Genomic DNA, 21,701 nt, shown 5'->3' with positions numbered 1-21,701 from the left:
CTTGAGTAAACATAGAGTATTATGGGGAGAGGGGCTGTTTTTAAGACCCCAGCATTTTCAGATTCAAGACAGCTATCATAACTCGCAACGTGCACTAAGTATGACACTGATGCACCCTTATGCTTATGGCATAGCAGACGTGCAAATTGATAAGCAATTACTAGAGAGCAATTTATTAAGCTTCCAAAGCATCTACGGTGTGCTGCCAGACGGCACTATCTATCAAGCGCCACGTACCGATGCGCTGCCAAAGCCAATCACGCTTGATACTCACAGTAACGACGATGAGATATTTGTGTTTTTGAGCCTTGAGATTGTTCATAGTGGCGGTAGCAATATACAGACAGAGCAAAGCGATAACCCAGCACGCTATGTGAGAAATACGGTCGAGGCACAAGACCTGTACAGTCAAGCTGCCGAAGCGATGATCGATGTTATTCAACTGTCACCAAGCTTGCAGCTGAGCCATTCTGCTCAAGCGCCCAGTCAAGATACCGTCTCTTTACTAGTTGCTAAGTTGCTGCGTACCACCCAAGGTGTCTACCAAGTGGACGAGGATTATATTGTACCTAGCGTCCATATCACTAGTAATCCTGCATTGGTCAACCAAGTCTATCGCTTGATGACGATGATTAATACCAAGTCCACCTCTCTCTATGACCATCATCGTCAATCTAACAATGATTTGCTGGAGTTTCGCTCATCAGACATTGCGTCTTTTTGGCTTTTACATACGCTGAATACTGCATACTCTCAGCTCAGCCATTTATACAATAATGCCAAACTACATCCAGAACGGCTTTATGAGGCGTTATTGAATGTTGCCAGTCAATTGGCAACCTTTAGCTCATTATATAAAGTAGGTGATTTGCCGTCTTATCAGCATAACAATGCCAATGAGTCTTTTATCAGTATCATTTTGATCATTCGCGAATTGCTCAATACGGTGATTGCTAGCAACTTTATCTCTATTCCTTTGCGTCAAAATAAATCGTCTTACTACACAGGGGAGCTGAGCAGTGACAAGATTACTCGCAGCTCACAGCTGTATCTGTCTGTTAGCTCATCGCTACCGATGCATGAGCTCATTGATATCGTGCCAAGACGCTTTAAAGTGGCAACGCCAGACGCGGTAGAGAAGCGGGTACTATCAGCACTACCGGGGTCGCCAGTCTCGCATGTCACCCAAGTACCTAGTGCGATACCGGTAAGACCAGGCTTTAGCTACTTCACTATTGAACCAGTCGGTGAGCTGTATGATGAGATGATTAAGTCTGAGTCTATCTGTATTTATGTACCTAACGGTTTTGATGACTTAAAAATAGAGCTGATGGCCATCGTGCAGTAGTTTTTCTGAGAAATTTTATGAATAAGGGTTTATGAGAAATTGATGTTTATATCCAAAATGGCTCACTTAATTTTTGCTTACGGATAATCTTTAACCAAACCCTTTTATTCAGTTGTATTTCAACTAATTAGTATTAGGAACGATCATGTCAGCAAATAATTCAATGGGTTCTGCGCCTTCATTGCTAGATTCAGGCGAGGTGGCATCAAAAGTATCAGCGAATGGCCTTGATAGACGCATCAGCAGCCAGTCGCTGGTTGATATCATGTATGACGGCTTTTACTTGGTTTTTTTATTGCGTAATCATTATTTTAGTACCGAACCGCGTAAGTTCCGTCAAAAAATATACGAGTTTTTAGATAAGTTCGAAATGAACGCTCGTAAAAAGGGCTTTTTGTCAGAAGATATTCACGAAGCCAAGTACGCTTATTGTGCGCTGATTGATGAGACAATCATGACGTCGCAAGAGCCAGAGTTTCAAACGTTAAAGGACGCTTGGGAGCTAAACCCTTTACAGTTAGATTTGTTTGGTTCGCAAATCGCTGGCAATGAGTTCTTTGAGCGTTTAGATGGTCTGCGTGAACAAGGGGAGAGGCGTCTGCCAGCGTTAGAAGTCTATCATTATGCGATGTTGCTTGGCTTTCAAGGAAAGTATCGTTTAGAAGCGCCTGAAAAGATTCGCTATCTTATCTCGCGTTTGGGTGATGAGATTGAGCATTTGCGTGGTAATAAAAACGAGTTTTCACCATTTTGGGCGATTCCTGATCAGATTAAGCACACACTGACCAGTGAGACACCGCTATGGATCATCGTTGCCGTAATGGCAGTGCTATTGACCGCGATATTCACGACCATGTGGTATCTGACCAATAGCTTCACGGATCATCAACTCTCAGCTTATGATAACGTCATCCAAGAAAATAAAGAACAAGCGCATATTTCAATTTTCTTGCCGTAACTGCTTGTATTTACCGAGAGATATTTAATGAGGGATATTTACCTTATATCTACCGAGAGATAGTTACCGATAATAATTTAAAATACGGCCGTTAGTGATAGTTAAAATATCCTAAAAACGCGACGGTATTGCTTATATCAATTTTTTGTAGCCTCTGTCTGCGCAGGCACAGCAAGCAAGAAAAATTGATATAAGCAGTGCGTGATGTATCGATATTACCTTTTAATGACTATACCATCTAAAACATAAAGCAATAAATAACACCCATAAAAAAACCCCCATCAAAGTGATGAGGGTCTTGGCAAATGCCATAATCGAATCAAAGATGACTCAAAAAATTTACTACTAAAATATGGCTCTCCAACCTGGGCTCGAACCAGGGACACACGGATTAACAGTCCGTTGCTCTACCAACTGAGCTATTGGAGAATAAGCTGTAAGTGTTTAATGGCTTACAACGAGCTTAGAAAGTCTCTAACGAGTTCTTGCTAAGTGGGGCGTATTCTAGCAAAGATAAAAAATACGTCAAGCTTTTTTTGCATAATTAACAACATTAATGATTTTTAATAGGATGATGAAGGCTTTTAAGACGTTTTTCATTACCGATAGTGGTTAAAACCACAATAAAAAAGACGCCCACATATCGTTTATGCGGCCGTCTTTTTTATTTACATATTTCTAATGCTTATTACTGTTTATAGTAGATTTAACTATAATCGTTATTCAGCAACGTCTAAATCAGCAACCGCTTTTTCGATACGCGATAAGGCGTCTTTTAGCGTCGCTTCATCAGTGGCGTAAGAGATACGCATATAACCGCCTAGACCGAAGGCATCGCCAGGAACGACTGCAACGCCAACTTTTTCTAAAAGCCATTCTGAGAATTCAGTACATGACGATAGACCAGCGGCTTTGATGAGTGGTTTGATGTCAGGATAGACATAAAATGCGCCATCAGGACGTAGGCAAGTAATACCTTTGATCGCGTTTAGACCATCAACGACCAAATCACAACGCTTTTCAAATGCCGCGACCATAGGCTCTAGTACGCTTTGATCACCACTGATAGCAGCTTCGGCGGCGACTTGACTGATAGAGGTCGGGCATGAGGTTGATTGCGATTGTACTTTTTTCATTGCACCAATCAGCTTAGCAGGGCCACCAGCATAGCCGATACGCCAGCCAGTCATCGCATATGCTTTTGACACGCCATTTAGGATAATCGCGCGGTCTTTAAGCTCAGGCGCGGCATTCAAGATATTGTAGAACTTATCACCCGTCCAGCGAATGTGCTCGTACATGTCGTCAGAGGCCACATAGACTTGTGGGTGCTTTTTAAGCACTTCAGCGATGGCTTTTAGCTCATCTAACGTATAAATCATACCCGTTGGGTTAGAAGGACTGTTCAATACCAGCATTTTGGTTTTGTCAGTGATGGCAGCTTCTAATTGCTCTGGAGTAATTTTGAAGTCCTGCTCAGCTGGGCATTTAACAATAACTGGCACGCCTTCTGCGATGATGACCATGTCAGGATAGCTGACCCAGTACGGTGCTGGAATGATGACTTCATCACCAGGATTGATAAAAGCTTGGGCAAGGTTAAAGAAGGACTGCTTACCACCGACCGATACCAAGATTTCGTTTGGCTCATAGCTGATATCGTTATCACGCTTGAACTTCTCAATGATGGCTTTTTTGAGCTCTGGGGTGCCATCGACAGCAGTGTACTTGGTGAAGCCGTCATTGATGGCATCGATTGCTGCTTTTTTGACATGTTCCGGTGTATCAAAATCAGGTTCGCCAGCACCTAGACCAATAATGTCTTTGCCTGAGGCTTTTAGCTCTTTGGCTTTATTGGTGATTGCTAAGGTAGGAGATGGTTTGATGTTGTTGACACGGTCAGACAATTGCAATTCGCTCATGAGAGCTCCTTTTTGTATGGGAGTGGGTTGGTGAAAATCTGCTGGTAATTATATAACGTTTTAAGCGTTATCAGGACACGTTATAAGATGGTTTAAGCGTTTTTAGCGTCATTTTATTATGCATATCAGGTATCGCCGAATAATACATGGCTATTACTGAATAATAAGTCGTTAGCGCTCAGTATAAAGGTTGCCAGTTTTGGCATTGTAGCATGCTGCTATTACGCTGTCTCATAGAGGCGGTAACAGAAAATGACGCTTTTGCAGAGAGTTTTAACCTTTGTTTGATCAAGTATATGTCACATTGATACCATGACTTGTGCGTCATTGATTGCGAAGTCACAACAATAGAGATGCAGCCTTATACTATAATTATTTAGATTTGGTAAATAAGCGCCATGCTTGGTTAATGTAAATGCTACTAATACTCACTATCAATAAACATAAAAAATGAGCGATTAATGCATCATGGCGGTTAAGATTTCTATATGATAAAACTGGTTAAAAAGGATATTAACGATGACAAACGCTCCCGAAAAACAACACATACTTATCACTGGCGCGACCTCAGGCATTGGTAAGCAGCTGGTCAAAGATTATCTGTTAGACGGTCATCATGTCCATGCCGTTGGACGTGATGATGAAGCGCTGGCTGAGCTGAAAGCACTAGGGGCAGAGACGATAGATTTGGATCTTATGGATCGAGAAAAAGTCATTGCAGCCTTTGACAAGATTAGCCAGATTGATGTGGCGATTTGCGGTGCTGGCATGTGTGAATATTTAGACATGCCAAACTTTGACAGTAGTGTGTTTATGAAAGTCATGTCAGTCAATATGGGCACGTTATCGCACGCCATCGAAGGCGTATTGCCAAAGCTGATTGCCTCAAAAGGTCGCTTGGTCGGTATTGGCTCAGCCTCTGCTTATGTGCCTTTTGCTCGTGCCGAAGCCTATGGTAGCTCAAAGGCTGCTATCCATTATTTAATGAAAACCTTGCAAATTAGTCTCGCACCGCAGGATGTATCGGTGAGCTTAGTGGTTCCGGGCTTTGTCGAAACACCGATGACCAAACAAAATGATTTTCCTATGCCATTTATACAGACACCAAAACAGGCAAGCCAAGCGATACGCGATGGTATTGCCAGCTGTCATGATGTGATTGAATTTCCCAAAAAACTTACCTTGCCATTAAAAGTGCTGGGTACATTGCCAGATTTGGTTTGGCAACAAGTGGGTAGTAAGTTAAGTAAAAAATAAGACTTTGAGATTTATAAAATATCGCTTATCTAAAAATAGCAAAAATAATATAGAAAGGAATGCTTTTATGCTGTTCAATCGTCGTAAGCGTGCTAGTACGAATACAGTGTCAACCAATAAAAAACAACTTAATGCCTCTAAAGATTCAGCTAATGTGCCCGTGAAAAAGCGTATCGCTATTATCGGATCGGGGGTGTCAGGACTGACTTGTGCTCATTATCTGATAGCAGAGCATGATGTGACGATATTTGAAGCCAATGATTATATTGGTGGGCATGTAAACACCATCGATGTGACGTTACAAGATGGCAAAAAAGCAAAGAACAGTAAAGTAGAAAACAGCGCGATAGATACCGGCTTTATTGTCTTTAACGAGCGTACTTATCCCAACTTTTTTCGCTTGCTTCATGAGTTACAAGTGCCGTTTCAAGCAACGGATATGAGCTTTTCAGTAAAAAATACCGCTCGCCATTTTGAGTATAACGGTCACACGCTCAACACATTATTATCGCAGCGCAAAAATGTCCTTAACCCTAAATTTTGGCAATTTATCAAAGATATCCTACAGTTTAATAAGCATATCAAGCAGCTGCGTCAAGATTATGATGCGGCACGCACACAGGAGCAAGATGTCAGCGGCTTTACTGCGCAAACATTGGGCGATTATCTAGCGCAAAAACGCTATGGTCAGCTGTTTACCGATAACTATCTACTGCCGATGGTGTCTGCTATTTGGTCAACCAGTTTGGACGAAGTACAAGATTTCCCATTGGTGTTTTTCGCCCAGTTTTTTGACAATCACGGCCTGCTCGATGTGGTTAACCGCCCGCAATGGTTCACCATCAAAGGTGGCTCTAAACAATATGTTAATAAATTGATTCCTCGCTTCGTTAAAGCAGGCGGCAAGGTAAGAGTCAATACTCCGGTACAGTCTGTGGCTCGTGATGATGATAAAGTATTATTGACGGTTCAGAACAAAGATAATGCTAATAACAGTATCGAAAACCTTGTGTTTGATGACGTTATCTTTGCTTGTCATGCAGATACCGCGCTCAAAATTCTAAAAGATGCCAGTACCGATGAAGCTGACGTGTTGAGTCATTTCCGCTTTACCAAAAATACGGCTGTCCTGCATACCGATACCCAAGTGTTGCCCAAAAAACCTCTAGCGTGGGCAAGCTGGAATTATCTGATAGACGATAAGACTGATTCTACAAAGACTGAGCGCGTAGAGGCAGCCTCAAAACCTGTACTCACTTATCATATGAATATTCTGCAACGCTTGACCAAAAAGCATAATTATTTGGTCACACTGAATCCAACTGCAGCTAATGAAAATATTGACGATAGGCAGGTTGTTAAACGCATTGATTACAGCCACCCCGTGTTTGATCTAGCGATGATTGATGCTCAAAGTAACTGGTCAGACATCTCTGGCAGTGGTCTCCATACGCATTTTTGCGGCGCGTATTGGTTCAATGGTTTTCATGAAGATGGCGTGCGCAGTGGTCTAAGAGTTTGCCAAGCGCTCGGCCATACGATTAATATAAAAGATGAAGTCGATCCAAGTCACTTGCCGGATAGTGATAGCGCACACACGCCGTTTCGTTACAAAGACTTGCCAGTAAAAGCGGATAAAAATTCGCGCAAACTGACGAAGCGTCAGGTAGTGACGGCAACGACCAATCAGGAGTTGGTTGATTACGTTCACCGTTTACAGTCTGCCGCTATTGACTCGACACAAAAGAAAAAACGTGGCTTATTTGGTCGACGTAAAGCCGAACAGCATAGTACTAAGCAACATAGTACCAAGCAGCATAGTAATGAGTGAAATAAAAGAGAGTCTTATGACGACCCCAGCGCATCCATATCACGCAATGCCAGAGCATGAGTTACCTTGTACCTCTGACAGCTTGCCGCACCAGTTATTTCATGGGACTACGTGGCACAGTCGGCTACTGCCAAATGTGCATAATTTTGTGTATCCGTATCGCTATTGGGGTGTCAATATTAGCGCGTTAGCAGCAGGGCAGGCGCTTCCTAAAGTCGATACAGCAGGCTTTGGTAAACGTAAGCGCTTAAAAGGACTGCCATTATTTTCCACAGGAAAAAAGGCATTACAGCAGTTTTATCCTGATGATTATTTACAAGGCATATCACAAGAATTAAGTTCGCAAGAGCCAAATAGCCTAAGTGAAAACAATAATCCAAATGATGCCAAAAAATCGCTCGATGTAAACGCTAAAACCAGTGAAAAATCTAACAATAGAGTAGCTAATTTAACTGGCTACCAAGACCTTGAGCAAAGACTACATCAGGCTTTTATGACCCATGCTGGTAGCGCGCCAAGTGGTGACATGCTGGGTTTGGTCGTTTGCCGCAATGTAGGCATATACTTTAGCCCCGTGAATTTTTATCTGGGTTTCAATGAGCAGCAACAGCCAACGCATTTATTGGCTGAAGTCTCTAATACACCATGGAATAAACGTCACTATTATGGATTCCCATTAGATGGAACGGATACCGAATTCTGCCATGACAAAGACTTTCATGTCTCGCCATTTAATCCTATCGACCAGCTCTATCGCTGGCAAGTTAAGGTTAAACAACAGCCAGATAACTGCTTACAAGTACGCATTGCCATCGATATTAGCGACGAGCGGGGAGAGGTGCTAAAGACTGGAATAAAAATGTCTGGTGTACCAATGACCGAGGCAACGGTGCGTGATAGCTTGCGCAAAAATCCGCTGATGAATATGACGTCGTTAACGCGTATTTACTGGCATGCTTTTAAGCTCTATGCGATTAAAAAAGTGCCTTATATTAATTATGATGAAAAGCTAGCCGATAGCAAACAGCAGCAAGCGGCTAATAAAAAAGACAGTGTTTAACCAGCGCAAAGTTAACATTCAGTATAAATGTAAAACTCAGTACAGAATTGAAATCAAGTTTCAGAATTAAGCCACGCGACTTCAAGAGCCTAATGTCCATACATAAGGCCTTTAAATAAGGATAAGTAGACGATGTCAGCACGACCGACCAACAGAAATCCAGCTTCGACATTAGGAAAATTTACCGCACGTATTAATAAAACCGTTAATGACAGTGCTGTATTGCGACCAGTCAATGACCGTATTAATCATTTGGCAAGAAAGTTAATCTTTCGCGCGTTAAAGCACGTGCAGTTCGGCAGTATTACGTTGATCGAAGCATTCGATGAGCACGCGCCTAAAGAGCAAAGCTTTGGTAGCAAAGCCGCTGAAGGGATGAGCAGCTCAGCAGTAGGTCGCCATCCTTTAAATGTGACTTTGATGATTCATGACAGTGCTGTCTATCGCCAGTTGTTATTTGGTGGCTCGATTGCCCTAGCGGACAGTTATATCAATGGTGAGTGGGATACGGACGATCTGACTGGCCTGATTCGGTTGGCAGCGCGCAACTTAGCCGTGCTTAACCAGTTAGAAAACCGCTTCGCTGCGGTCAGCAAAACTTTTGAAAAAGCCAAGCACCGACTGCGTAGTAATGATAAATCTGGCTCAAAATCCAATATCTTAGCGCATTATGATTTGGGCAATGATATGTATGAGCGGTTTTTAGACGATACCATGATGTATTCGTCGGCAGTATATCAGTCGCCTGATACCACACTGAGCGATGCCCAGCAGCATAAGCTGGCGCTTATCTGTCAGCGTCTACAACTGAGTGCTGACGACCATGTCATTGAAATCGGTACTGGCTGGGGCGGTTTCGCTATTTATGCCGCCAAGCATTACGGCTGTCATATAACGACAACGACCATTTCAGATGCGCAGTATAACGAGGCGCAGCAGCGGGTCGAAGCTGCCGGACTGTCCGATAAAATTACCCTTCTCAAGCAGGATTATCGTGAGCTGACAGGGCAGTATGACAAATTGGTCAGTATCGAGATGATTGAAGCGGTCGGGCATGAATTCTTGCCGACGTTTTTTGCTAAGTGTAATAGCTTGCTTAAGCCAACAGGGCTGATGGTGCTGCAAGCGATTACCTTTAATGATCAGAACTATCAAGATTATATCGATTCGGTCGACTTTATCCAGACCCATATTTTCCCAGGTGGTTGTCTGTTGTCCAACCAAGAGCTCAATACCCAGTTTACTGAGCAGACCGATATGGTTATCAAACAATTGCATGACTATGGTTTTGATTATGCATATACACTGCGAGATTGGCGCACAGCGTTTATGGCGCAGCGCGACGAAATCAAAGCACTTGGTTACGATGAAGCCTTTATCCGCTTGTGGGAGTTTTATTTCTGCTACTGTGAAGGCGGGTTTTTGGAGCGCACCATCGGCGTGGTACAGGTAACAGCGGTCAAACCAAATAACATCGATACGCTGCATTTTTCTGATTTGCCAGCGGCAGACAAGGTATCCGCTTAACGCATTGTTTGACCTGAGGTTGCGTGTTGGTGCAAAAGCGTCTAATGCTGAGCAACCCTTATAAAAGGATATTATTATGGCTTACGTATTTATCTATCTGGCTGCTGTTGTCATATTTTTGGGCGTTGATGCGGTTTGGCTTACGACCATGAAAGGGGCTTTTTATGAGTCACGTATTGGTCATCTATTGGCTGATGAGCCAAATATGATGGCCGCTGGCGTGTTTTATATGTTTTATATATTGGCACTCTGTATATTGGTTCTGTATCCGCAAATCAAGGCAGGAGCGTCTGTTGGTCATATTTTCTTACTGGGTGGTCTGATAGGACTGATGGCATATGGAACTTATGACTTTACCAACTTAGCTTTGTATAAAGGCTTTACTTTAGATACCGCGTTAGTAGATTTTGCGTGGGGCGGAATTTTAACTGGCTCAGTGAGCGCTATCGTTGCTTGGCTGGCGTACCGTTTTCATTGGTTGAGCTAACCATCATTTATATACATCCTATTTCTCTAAAATACAGTCCAAATTTATTAGGTCACTAAAAGGGTATATATAAAAGACAGTAGATATATAATTACCATATTGTAAAACGGCGATTAGTTTTGCATAAATAAGCATTTAGTTTTGCATAACTTAAAATGTAAAAAGCGTTTAATACTGCATACCTATGCACAATTAAACGCTTACGATTATACAGACTTTAAATGCTAGTTAAACGGGGTATTGTGAGTAAGGCACGTCAGGTGCTTCACCAAGGACTTTGCTGCTCACACGGTCATAATAGATCTTCTTGCCTGTCTCCATCTCACCACCAAGCAATATAGTCGCCCCTGACTCTGTTTCAGCTACCAACTTACCTCCGCCGCGCTGTCCTGTCACCCTTGCAACGCCTCGCTCAGTACGGCTGAATAGTTGGTCAAACTGACTTAATAGATTCATCTGTGACTCCTATACGTCCAAATAGCGGTCAATAGTGACTGTTTGCCATACCGTAGGCGCATCATTACTCTGGTCAATACTGACACTTACACCCGTAGTAACACCACGCCATGCGCCCTCTGGGTCGTTAATCTGCCAAATATCGCCTAACTCTGCCAGTTGCACATTGTATTTATCCGCCCAACGCATCCTAAGCGTGTAATCGCCATGCGTACCGCTATCGGACAGTAATGCAGTGCCTGCGGGCACAATAGCATCTCTATCCGTGTACAGCGCATGATCTTGGGTTGGCGCAGAAGCATCACGCCCTTGTGTTTGTCTGTAAACCTCACCACCTTCGCTGGCACTGTTTAATAGAACCGTGTTATAGCGCGGATTGGTGCGTCTCTTATCGCTGATGTCGCTAATAACGTCAAGCGGCACTATGACGTCAGGTGTGGCACTTGCAAGCTGCCAAGCAGCAACAGGCCAACGTGGCTTGACTGATAATGTCGCTTGTGATGGGTCGCTCGTGACAAAGCCGCCGCCCGCAGCAGCAATGTCCGCAATAACAGCGATTGGCGTCTTGTTAGCGACGCTATATGCGTCAGCAGGCACTAACCAGTCGTTAATACCCCAATCTAGAAGACTAATAGATAGCCCGTTGAGCTGCTGCGCGACAATTTGGCTAACATAACTCGCCTGGTTAATTAGTCCGCCTTGCGAGGCTGCATAATCTGCGCCGAGACGCGCTGTAATAGAGCGCCCAGACAAGCTATAGCTCTTTTGTGCAAACTTGCGGCTGCGTTGCTGCTCCTCTGCAATAAACGCAAGTGGCTTGCCATTAACAACAGCGATAACCATCGGCTCTGATCCACGCGGTACATCCAGCTTATGCTTAATTTTGTCATAATCCTTGGCTGTGATGTCGATATTACCTTGCCAACAATAGCTATCCATGTCAGTTTTGATATTAAATGACAGTAAATCGACTGCAATGCCGCCGATTGTCGCTGTAATGACGTTATGCACGATGTAACTCCTTAAATTTGGTATAGATAGCGGCGGATCATCATGCCAACACGTCAGTGATAGCGGCAGATTACTTGATAATAAGCCGCGTCGCTGACGTGACATGCGCAATGGTAATTGGCTGCTAGGTGGTCTGATGCGACAGACGTTAGGCGGTTTAACTGGCGGTGGTTCAGGTATCGGATAATAACGGTCTGGCACTTGTACCGCGTGTTGAATCTTAGTACTTTGACACTTATCAATACTGACGCCATGCACTTTATGGCCTGCGCTGGCCGTAAAATTAACCACTGGTTGCAGCGGTAGAGTCTTGCAGTTGCGATAATGCGCTACTTTTGCGCTGTGAGCTTTAACACATTGCGTATAGCCGATTGTTGAGCTATGTTTAAACTGACGCTCATTGTAGATCGGTATAAATGCGATATAACTAATGCGTGCGTCGCGTGCTAGCTCAAACACTCTTGATGTCAGCGTAAATACATCATTAGCAATCGGTATTAGGCCGCGCATCTGCATTGCGTAGCGCTGTGCAATGTTGACAACGTCTGTACGCATGACAGCGCGGTCATTAGCGACATCGCGCCCATTATGATGCCAGTCGCGGCACTGATTGATATTGTGGATACCTGTAATCACACTGCTGATGTAAGATGCCAGCGCCGTCATTGGTGGCGCGTATTCGGGTGGCTCAGGCTCAACCGGGTCTGTTGGGTCAGTCGGATCAACAGGCGGCACAATAACTGGCGCACCAAATATCGTACCCAGCTTACGGCTCATACTCAGCGGCAATACGTTGGCTGCTGGCTGCTCAGATATCAGTATAGACATCGGCAATGGCAAGGCGTTTGATGTCACATACATCACAGGTGCAAGCGTGCCAAGCGGTTGACTCAATGCTAAACTTAGCGCATTAGGCGCTGGCTGCTCGCTAATCCGTCGCTCCATGCGTAGCGGTAGCGCATCGGCATAGACATACGTGTAGCGGCTAAAGTCGCCCAATTTACGGTCAAGCGGCAACTCTAGCGCACTAGACAGCCGCGAGCTACTTATTGCACGCTCAAGCAAAAGAGGTAACGAGTTAGACATAATTACCTCTTTTTATTTTAGGTTTGCCAAGATTCTTGTAGTGCCACTTGCTCATCAATCGTTAAGTCGTCCGCTGCGGTTACATCGTCCCAGACAAACGGCTCATACTCTTTTTTGTAGTCACGTAACAAGACTAGATATTTTCTAGCAGGATCAAGACCTAGAAAAATATAATGACCATTATTTAAGGACGTAACAACTTGCTCAATAGCTAAAGATTGTGCGTTTAGAAGCCATATTCTACGTGATTCAGGCTTACCTGCGACTGTTACAATACCGTCGTTAGCACCAGCTATATACCCGTAATATTGCAGCGATAGGGATGTATAAGTCTTTGCTATTACTTGCATATCAATACTCCCAATAATCTGTGCGTATTAACATCGTAAAACTTCGCTCATTCGCTGTCGCCGCTGTCGCGTTTGCAAATCCCGCGCAAACACTTACTACGCCTCTTCCATCAAGCGTAAAATCACTCACGCCATACAGATTACTAGATTTATTAACCAGTTTCGACAAAAATGGCGGCAACTCACCGATTAAACAATCTTTAGTTGAATTAGACAAATAAATAGGACTTACTAAATCAACCAAAGATGTATCTAATTTGTATGTAGCTGCTGACAGTGCGTTAGCGGTTGCAGAGCTTATGTGTGTTAGTGTGTTTGTTTCTAAATTTAAGTGAATGTAGGATGTTGAATTAAAAAAGTAATTAATAATACCTATAGTGGCACTATGCCCAACATTAAAAAACATTATGTTTTTACCGGATGTATTGTTCAGTGCTGACTTAACTTGACCGATATATGTAATTCGAGTTGATAACTTGCCAACCGCCGTATGATAAACTATCTCGACAAATACAATGCCTAGGCTGGTAATAAATAACTGCCAGCCATTGCTTGCGTGAGTCTTGTCAACGTTAGCAAAACTTTTGCCAGGAGAATTGTATGACGGATTAACTATTGCATTTTGATACTGATAATACCAAGTTGTACTAGATGTACTTGTATCATCAACCCCTAACCTATAGTCACTCATAGCAGCTGACGGACTAACAAACTCAGCAACGGTTGCAGTCTCATTAGCTACAGTCCAACCTGCACTTGCTGTTGCACCATAACCAGTGACAAGGCATGCCTTAAGAACTGTTTTAACATCACCTGCCACGCGAGCGTTATAGTTGATTTGTGGGGCATCAGCATCGGTACTACTAAATCGCTTTACTGGCTCTGATACTGGATTTAAAAAACTCATCTCTCTCTCCTTAAACTATAATTTCAGTGGTATCACCATACAAACACATCGTATAACCATCAGTGCCCATGGGTGGGTTTGGGTTTGGTTGCACAGCGCACAGTACTAATATCGGCAGCAGTGTGCCCCATGTGTTAAAGCGGATAATATCTTGTACTGACCACGGCGCATCGGCACCAAAGGCTTGTTTTGGCAACGTAAAATACGGCTTGCTCGTGGCGGGGTTAAGTGGTGCAAGGTCAGTCAATGTATCGCCACGTTTGACAAATCCTAGTGTCTCACCGTACAGCTCAAACTGATTTGTGCCTGTCATACGGATCATCCAGCGCTCTTTGATCGCGCCATCATCCGTTAGGATCATTGGATAATCTTTAAGATTAAGCTTATTGAGCGTCTGGTCACCAACAGGCGTGTCAAGCCAGACGTTGTTCCATGACTTTTGAGTAAACGGTATCGAAACGCGCACTTGTAGATCGCCGCCAATAAGTACACTAGACACATAAGTATCAGCAATCGAATAACTACGACGCATCGCAAACAGTAGCGTGAGCGTGCCATCGATGTCCGCTTGGATAATGCGGTTGCGCTCTTCTTGGGCGTGCATCACCTTAAGCGGCGTCTTATAGTCTGATAGGTCAAGTGGGGTTTTCCATGTGACTGTACCGGCAGCAAGATCGTAATCCCACAGCTCGGCATTTACGGGCTTGTCGTCAGCGTCACTGACGGCAATGCGTGTGACGTCGTTGCGTGGTAGCGTGACGGTTTGACCGCCTGTGTGTGCTGATCCGATATCAGTCGTTTGGCGGTTGCCGATGATGATGGTATCGCCGCGTCTAAAGATCGGAATACGTCCATCTTGTGGTAGTCGCACGGTGTCGATTTTGACGACGTTACTGTCGATTGGTAGATAGCTGTACGATGTTGCGTTATAAGTTATCGTCTCCGCAAAGACTTGCTTTGGCTGCCAAATCTTACCGTCAGTTGTGACCGCATCAGCGTTATACCAAGGCTCGGACTCTTTACCAGCAGCAGTGACATAAGCACCAAACTGGACGCTAGCGACGCCGTATTCAACATCGACGACGCCCTCAATATTGGCAGCCGTTACCTTACCTTGAACATTAGCGATGGCTGATATGCGCGTACCATCAACTGCGGTTGCCCAAACATTGAGACTGTCTGGACGTAATGGTGCAGATGGGGTGCGGAATGTCACTTGATCGACAGGATTGCCAGTTAGACTTGTCAGTAATGACTTGAGCACCGTCGGATTTGCATTAACCCAGACCCAGCTATTTAATGTTGCGCGACCAGACTGATAGTCGATGTCACCGACCGCAGTAGCAGCACCAGTGCTAGGGTTGAGGTCAGTATATAAACGCCCCTCACGGTCAAAATAGTTTTTGCCCGCCCAGTTAAAGTTGACCGATGACGGGGTGATAACCTCAGCGTAATTGGGCAACAAGTCTATCTCAATAGGGCCGCTAGATAGTGTTGGTGCCAACGATGCTGCCTCACCAGAATTATCAAAACAGCTGAGAGATGCCGGTGTCGTAATATTATCCGGCAATGTCATCACGACACTTTCATACTCATAATGATCTAAAAAAGCCATGGGCTTTAGCTGTGTCGTCACCACATTGACACCCGTAAATACCTGCACAGTCTCATGACTGTACGTATAAACTGGCTTGCCAAGATTGCGTGTCAGCGACGGATCAAAAGAGCCTGCGCCCGTGACATAGTCGAGTGTGCCCACTATCTGATTATCAGCGTTGATTAAGTTGCCCTGACCGTCATCTGTGACAGTGGTTGGCAATGTATTGATGTCATCGCCTGGATCGGTAACGTGATAACCAAGCGGCGTTTTTAAGTTATAGCCAATCTGCACCGTACCCGGTAAAAAATCTGCAATAGTAAAAGATACTTTGCCTGCGCCATCACGCTTAGATAGTGCGATATCAGATGTTTGTACCGTGCCGGTGCTGTACTGCACAGTGATATCAAGCGCGCCCGCTGGATGATTAAAATTAGCGCCCGTATCGATACGTATCTCACGAGTCTTGGCGTTGTACTTACCCGTCCAATCACCTGTGATGTTGCCACGCGCGTCACTGACTGCGGTCTTTGCTGTACCGTCATTCCACGTCAGCGATAGCGATTCTGGGACAGCAGGTTGAATAAGTGTCAGCAGCATCTTGGCGCTGGTCGAACTGCTAGTGCGGTTAAAGTAGCGAGCGCGACCACCCCATGTGTATAGCAGTGATGAGCCAACATCTGGCAACTCGCCTGTGCTGATCTCGACACTACCAGTCACAAAGTTAATACTGCCAGAGCCATGCGCTGCTGATGCGCCGCGTAGTACGCCATCGCCGCTATCGCGCAAGTCATACCAGCGGCCTTGAGCGCGATAACTGACGAGTAAGCTACCCGGTGCTGGTGGCGGATTGATATTACGTGACCAAATGTATGAGCGATTGTTGATCGTGACCGGCGTGCTTGCGGTATCACCAACTTGCAGCTCACGACCAGCAGGGCGAAAGTCTAGCGACGTAATATAGCCACTAAAGCTCGTGCCGTTAATTGTTACTTCGCCAGCCGCATGATTGACGTTGCCAATGACAACCTCGCCCAACATGAGCGCTGCGCCTTTGTCTTTGACTTGGCCTGCGGCGGTATCGATGACCAGACTGCCCGGCGTGATAGCATTGCCCGTGTATAGTGATGTCGTTGATCCCGTACTGTGTGACTTAGCGATGCGCAAATTGATAAGTCCGTCAGCGCCCGCCTTACTGCCATCAAGCAGCGTTTGGCGCTGACCTGCTGCTGTGAGATCGCTTAGACGTACTTCAACCTGATTGGTCGGTACAATCTTTTCCATGAGCGTTGGGATTTGTAGTGTGATTTCGTCTTTGGTAATAGGCGCAGCAAGTGGCTTGACGCCGTAATACTGTGCGGCGTCAGCGACGGATACTTCGCGGATTTTGGTCGGATTATCAACGTAACTCTCGCCAGGATAATCACTACCGATAAAGTCAGCTTTTAACTTACTACTGATCTCCATTTTGATAACCGTACGCAGAAAATCCTTATTAGCGTTACCTTGCACCGTAAACTCACGATCTTCAGAGGTCACGCGCGTGACTTGCACATACTGCTCAGCCTTAGGGAAGCCCGCTTTATCTTGGCGCAAGCAATAGACATCACCAACGACAGGTAATGGCTCGCCAACGCGCTGGTAGGCTTGGATAAGACGGCTGTTTATACTCTGTGTCGATAGCAGTAGCATCCGCGACTCAATCGTGGCAACGTTATAAGCTTCGATACGATCAAGCGACTCATGGCGTAGCTCACCAAACTTGTTGGCGCGGGACAATAGATAGCTGACCGTTGGATCAGAGGGCGGCTTAGTGATAGCTGCAAACGAGCCAATCAAAGGCTCATCATCAGCACGTAGCACACCTGCATAGACGAGGCGCAGATAAAACCCGCCGTTAACCCGCGCAATAGATGAGATAGGGTTGAACAGCTCGTTGGCCTCGCCAGATATAGGTGTGCCCAATGGCATGCCGCCGCCATCGTCATTGTCGGTTAAGCGCTCGGACGGGAAAAACTGTAAGTCGAATCGGTTAATCTTGGTTTCTGGAGTTGCCATTTTTAGTCCTTTGAGCTGCTTTTAATAGGGTATTAATCGTGTTTTAAACGGTCAGTAAATTGATATTCGCAGTAAACGGGTCATCGGGTGATTGGTCAGCCGGTCGATAGCCTTTAATATCGACAATGTCGGTCAATGCGGTTGCAGCAAACATGACGTTAAACGTGCGACCATCAGGATGCGTCAGCGTCATTGTCATCTCTGGCACCGACGCCCAGCCTTGTAGTAGCTGCACGTCAGCACGATGCAAGCGTGCATGAGTGCTGTCTAGCGTAATCGGACGAGCAGCGAGCATCGTGCCTTGCTGGATATCCATCGCACCGCTCAGCGTGTAGACGGGATCTGACTGCTTGAGTGACGACCACCCATACTCATCCGACCACCAGTACTGGCTGTGTAGACTAAGGGTGGTTTGATTGTCATTGCGTTTTAGTTGCCAGCTCATGTGCGTCTCTTAGCCTCATCTTTTAGTTGTTTCATTAGTTGCTCAACTGCCAATTTTGCAGCTTCATCACGTTCGCGTTTGATGCGTGCGTCCAAAGCATCTACGATTTCAACGGCACTGGTATTACTGCCCGCACTGCTTGGTGTACCGCTATTAGATTGACGAGTAGATGATTGCGGTGTGGATGTAGAGCTGCTTTGCTTTTCCGCTTCGCGTGCACGCTTTTCTTCTTCAGCCTTGGCAGCGGCTCTGCGCTCTTCTTTGTTGATTTCTTTTTGCAGATTTAATGCTTCGTTGTAGTACTTAATCTCTTCAGTATTGCCACGTTTGCGTGCGTCTCGTAGCAAGTCCTCAAGCTTTTTGAGGTCTTTGGTTTGCTCAATCTCAAGCGCTTTGCTGTCGTCACCTCGGATTTTGGCCAGCTCACCTTCGAGCTGTCGAGCGGTGGCTTTTGCCTCTTCAGCGAGGTCTGTCATTTTTTCTTTGGTTTTATTGATAGCGTCTTGCAGGTTGTCGAGTGTCGCTTGATCCATGCGTATCAGGCCATCAATCGTGGTGGTCGTGGCTTGTGATAGCACGCGCTGCGCTTTTGATAACTCGGTGCTGGTCACTTCGGCACCGCCAAGGGCAGCGGTCATATCGACGGCAGCCGCACGCGCATCGATAAAGCGTTGCTCTTGTTTGAATATTTCGCCTGATAATGTGTCAGCGCCTGCTGATAGTCGTTCCCAGCTGCCAGTGTGCCGTTCCATGTCTTTATAAAACTTGGCTTGGATGAGTCCGACTTGCTCTTCAGTTGCGCCCAGCTCTGACATCTTGGCGATGCGATTGCTTATCTCATCAATATATTGCTGCATGGCTTGTTGGGCGTCACCGACGGCATAGACTGTTTTTGCAGACGCTGCTGCTTCAGCATCGGCGGCGGCTTTGGCAGCGGCAGCCTGTTTGTCTTTGGCATTGGCATTATCGTTGCTAGCATTACTGCTATAAGTATTGGCTAAGGTGTTGGCAGATAGGACGTTGGTTTGTGCGGCAATCGCGTCAGCTGCGACTTTGGCCGCAGTTGCGCCACCTTGCATACCAGCTTGTAGTATCTTCATCTGGTCAGCATTGACTTTGCCTGCGACACCAGCATCTCTTAGCGTTTGATTGATTGCTTCAAAGTCGGCCTTGGTCTTGGCCGCTGATATCGATGTATCTAGCGCTTGCGTTAGGGCGACTTTTAGAGCATCGGCGCTGGTCGCTTGCTCTTTGATAGCCGCGACACCACTTCTGAGCGTGGTAACCATCTCAAGCCCTGACGCACTCATGGCGTTATTGACAGCATCCATACTGATACCAAGGCGCGACAGTGCAGCAGCTTGCTCATCTGCTGCGCTTTTGGCATTACGCTGCTCGATGGCGACGCGCTTGACCTCGGCTGCCAACTGGCTGTTACCGTTGACCGATGCAAGCAACTCCTGTTGTAGCAAGGCTTGCGCTTGGGCATTGGTGCCGATCTTTTCAGCGGCAGCGCCATAGGCACGAGCTAGCATAGCGGTATCGTCACCTGCGATTTTCGCCACTTCGCTAAATGCAGACAACGAGGCTGTAACCTTGCTATCCATACCGTTTGCAAAATACTCAGTATCTAGCCCTAATGTCTTAAAGGCTTCTGACGACTTGCTTATTTTTTCATTCAACTCAGCAGAAGCGCTGGAGACATTATCCATAGCGTCTTTTTGGTCAGCCATCGCACTAATGGTGACTCTGCCAGTTTCGCTAATTTCAGCTTGCAAGCCTTGCTCAGCAAGCTCAGCCTCTAGTCTTGCATCGACGACATCGCCATTCGCTTTGATTGCGTCCAGCGCGGCTCTGATATAAGCTTCTTGTATCTTGCCAGCGGATGCTGTGCCATCAGCAGCCATCTGCTCGTAGACTTGACGCGACTTGACAGCCGTTTCATCCAGTCTTTCTTGATGTGTCTTGGCAGCGTTATCAGCAGCAGCTTTAGCGGATGACTCAAACTCTAGTGCGTTCTTTTTGGCACGGGCGACCATCTCATCGCCTTTTGCCATCATGGCATCAGCGGCATCAGTACTGCCGCCTGTTAGCTTGGCATAAGCGGCAAGCAGCAAGCTGATACCTTTAAGCATTCCACCCCATGCTAAATCAGCAACAATCTGCAAACCCTTTAAGCCGTCAGAAATATGACCGATAAAGATAGACAGCTCTTGAACTATCTTGGTTAATAGTCCAACCTTTTCGCCAGCGGCAGTCGTACCATCAAAGGCATTCCAGACGTCACCCAAATTGTCTGTTACCGTAAATACACTGGTTGCCAATATTTGAGCGACTTCGCCAAGCTGAGTAAACGCCTCTTTGACCGCATCGACAGTGGCAGGGTCGATTTCATCCAGACTGGTTGCCATTTGCTGGATGATAGACGACACACCGCCTGATGAATTGAGCTGCTTATCAATATCACCAACGAAGCCTAAGAAATTGTTTTTTAACTGAGTTAATGAGTTGGCAATAGTTAGCGGCATCTGATCAAATTCAGACTGTATGGCTTCGCCTTGTGACTGCACCGAATTGATGACGACCTCAGATGTCAGCTTGCCTTCAGCAGCCATAGCACGCAGTTGTCCAAGCGTGACGCCCAAGCCATCAGCCATCGCGCGCGCGAGGCGTGGTGACTGCTCCATAATGGAGTTGAACTCTTCGCCGCGTACGACACCTGATTGCAGGCCTTGGATAAGCTGAGTAATCGCCGCTTGATTAGATTCTGCGCTACCGCCTGATAGCTGTATCGCCTCATTAATCGTTTTGGTAACAGACAATACATCTTGCTGGGCGAGGTTCATCTCTTTGCCAGCGCGGCTGATACGAGCAAATAGCTCGCCTGTATCTTCAATGCTAGTAAAGGTTGCATCGGCGATTTCTTTTACACCGTTAAAGCCATTAATAAAATTAACGCCTTCGCCAGTTGCCAGTCTGATTTTAGCCTCTAGGGTTTTGTAAGAGTCTGCCATCTCTAGCAGCTCTGTCGCACCAACTGATATACCCAATGTGGCTATCAAGCCTTTTAAACCATTGAGCGCACCTTTGACGCCATCGACACCTTTGCCCAGTCTATCGGTTGAGTCGTTTGCCTCATCTGTGCGGCGTCTTAACAACCCTAAATCGTCCGCGCCAGCATTGGCAGCGTTACCGAGGTCACGTAGACGCGACGCTTGCTCTTCAGCCGATAAGTCATCCCATTCGCTATTCAATCGACGAGCAGCATCACGGAGCTGCTCGGTATCACCGCCAGCCGCTTCAATCTTTGCTATAAGCTTGTCGATATGCTGTAAGCCGTCCACACCAGCGGTGATGAGCAGCTCAGTATCTAAGCGATTGGCCATAAAAAAACCCTAGTA

At 45.8% G+C, this 21,701-nt stretch carries 15 protein-coding genes and 1 tRNA gene; 7 read left to right on the top strand and 9 right to left on the bottom strand.

What is annotated here, in order from left to right; all coding sequences use genetic code 11:
- Nucleotide 1 precedes the first annotated feature (1 nt).
- Nucleotides 2-1,348 carry a type VI secretion system baseplate subunit TssK gene (gene tssK / locus ACMFL8_RS10025; RefSeq protein WP_413190877.1) on the top strand — a complete coding sequence of 449 codons (1,347 nt, stop codon included), beginning with the start codon at nucleotides 2-4 and terminating at the stop codon, nucleotides 1,346-1,348.
- Nucleotides 1,349-1,493: 145 nt separating this feature from the next.
- A complete protein-coding gene (gene icmH, locus ACMFL8_RS10020) occupies nucleotides 1,494-2,306 on the top strand; it encodes a type IVB secretion system protein IcmH/DotU (protein ID WP_413190876.1) in 813 nt (270 codons plus the stop codon).
- Between the two features lie 353 nt (nucleotides 2,307-2,659).
- Here the strand turns inward: icmH and ACMFL8_RS10015 are convergent.
- Together ACMFL8_RS10015 and ACMFL8_RS10010 are read right to left on the bottom strand one after the other, a co-directional pair.
- Nucleotides 2,660-2,735: transfer RNA gene (locus ACMFL8_RS10015), tRNA-Asn, on the bottom strand.
- Nucleotides 2,736-3,025: 290 nt separating this feature from the next.
- Nucleotides 3,026-4,228 (bottom strand): pyridoxal phosphate-dependent aminotransferase, encoded by a 1,203-nt coding sequence (locus tag ACMFL8_RS10010; protein ID WP_201590847.1) that lies wholly within the window; start codon nucleotides 4,226-4,228, stop codon nucleotides 3,026-3,028.
- A 519-nt stretch (nucleotides 4,229-4,747) separates the two neighbouring features.
- On the opposite strand from ACMFL8_RS10010, the gene ACMFL8_RS10005 reads away from it, so the two are divergent.
- From ACMFL8_RS10005 to ACMFL8_RS09985, 5 genes are all read left to right on the top strand, one after another.
- On the top strand, nucleotides 4,748-5,485 hold the full coding sequence (locus ACMFL8_RS10005) for an SDR family NAD(P)-dependent oxidoreductase (RefSeq protein WP_413190875.1): 738 nt from the start codon (nucleotides 4,748-4,750) through the stop codon (nucleotides 5,483-5,485).
- A gap of 67 nt (nucleotides 5,486-5,552) precedes the next feature.
- A complete protein-coding gene (locus ACMFL8_RS10000) occupies nucleotides 5,553-7,316 on the top strand; it encodes an NAD(P)/FAD-dependent oxidoreductase (protein ID WP_413190874.1) in 1,764 nt (587 codons plus the stop codon).
- Between the two features lie 16 nt (nucleotides 7,317-7,332).
- Complete coding sequence (locus ACMFL8_RS09995) at nucleotides 7,333-8,376, top strand: DUF1365 domain-containing protein (protein WP_413190873.1); 1,044 nt, start codon at nucleotides 7,333-7,335, stop codon at nucleotides 8,374-8,376.
- A 132-nt stretch (nucleotides 8,377-8,508) separates the two neighbouring features.
- Nucleotides 8,509-9,903: a class I SAM-dependent methyltransferase gene (locus ACMFL8_RS09990; protein WP_413190872.1), complete on the top strand. Its 1,395-nt coding sequence runs from the start codon at nucleotides 8,509-8,511 to the stop codon at nucleotides 9,901-9,903.
- Between the two features lie 76 nt (nucleotides 9,904-9,979).
- Nucleotides 9,980-10,390: a DUF2177 family protein gene (locus ACMFL8_RS09985; protein WP_010200017.1), complete on the top strand. Its 411-nt coding sequence runs from the start codon at nucleotides 9,980-9,982 to the stop codon at nucleotides 10,388-10,390.
- Between the two features lie 228 nt (nucleotides 10,391-10,618).
- Here the strand turns inward: ACMFL8_RS09985 and ACMFL8_RS09980 are convergent, their stop codons facing one another.
- Genes ACMFL8_RS09980 through ACMFL8_RS09950 form a run of 7 tightly spaced genes read right to left on the bottom strand, consistent with a single transcriptional unit; the run spans nucleotide 10,619 to nucleotide 21,686 of the window.
- A complete protein-coding gene (locus tag ACMFL8_RS09980) occupies nucleotides 10,619-10,846 on the bottom strand; it encodes a hypothetical protein (protein ID WP_413190871.1) in 228 nt (75 codons plus the stop codon).
- A 9-nt stretch (nucleotides 10,847-10,855) separates the two neighbouring features.
- Nucleotides 10,856-12,943, bottom strand: a complete 2,088-nt coding sequence (locus ACMFL8_RS09975) for a hypothetical protein (RefSeq protein ID WP_413190870.1) — start codon at nucleotides 12,941-12,943, stop codon at nucleotides 10,856-10,858.
- A 17-nt stretch (nucleotides 12,944-12,960) separates the two neighbouring features.
- Nucleotides 12,961-13,293, bottom strand: a complete 333-nt coding sequence (locus ACMFL8_RS09970) for a hypothetical protein (protein WP_413190869.1) — start codon at nucleotides 13,291-13,293, stop codon at nucleotides 12,961-12,963.
- Nucleotide 13,294: 1 nt separating this feature from the next.
- Entirely contained in the window at nucleotides 13,295-14,200 is a 906-nt protein-coding gene (locus ACMFL8_RS09965) for a hypothetical protein (protein ID WP_413190868.1), read from the bottom strand.
- Between the two features lie 10 nt (nucleotides 14,201-14,210).
- Nucleotides 14,211-17,855: a hypothetical protein gene (locus tag ACMFL8_RS09960; RefSeq protein ID WP_413190867.1), complete on the bottom strand. Its 3,645-nt coding sequence runs from the start codon at nucleotides 17,853-17,855 to the stop codon at nucleotides 14,211-14,213.
- 43 nt (nucleotides 17,856-17,898) lie between these two features.
- Nucleotides 17,899-18,300: a hypothetical protein gene (locus ACMFL8_RS09955; RefSeq protein ID WP_413190866.1), complete on the bottom strand. Its 402-nt coding sequence runs from the start codon at nucleotides 18,298-18,300 to the stop codon at nucleotides 17,899-17,901.
- On the bottom strand, nucleotides 18,297-21,686 hold the full coding sequence (locus ACMFL8_RS09950) for a tape measure protein (protein ID WP_413190865.1): 3,390 nt from the start codon (nucleotides 21,684-21,686) through the stop codon (nucleotides 18,297-18,299). The genes ACMFL8_RS09955 and ACMFL8_RS09950 overlap by 4 nt, the downstream gene beginning before the upstream one ends.
- Nucleotides 21,687-21,701: the final 15 nt, after the last annotated feature.

The sequence above is a fragment of the Psychrobacter sp. AT9 genome, from assembly GCF_047272965.1.
In the GTDB taxonomy this organism is placed as follows: Bacteria; Pseudomonadota; Gammaproteobacteria; order Pseudomonadales; family Moraxellaceae; genus Psychrobacter; species Psychrobacter glaciei.
The sequence above is the reverse complement of the archived record's forward strand: the minus strand, read 5'-3'. Positions and strand labels throughout refer to the sequence as shown.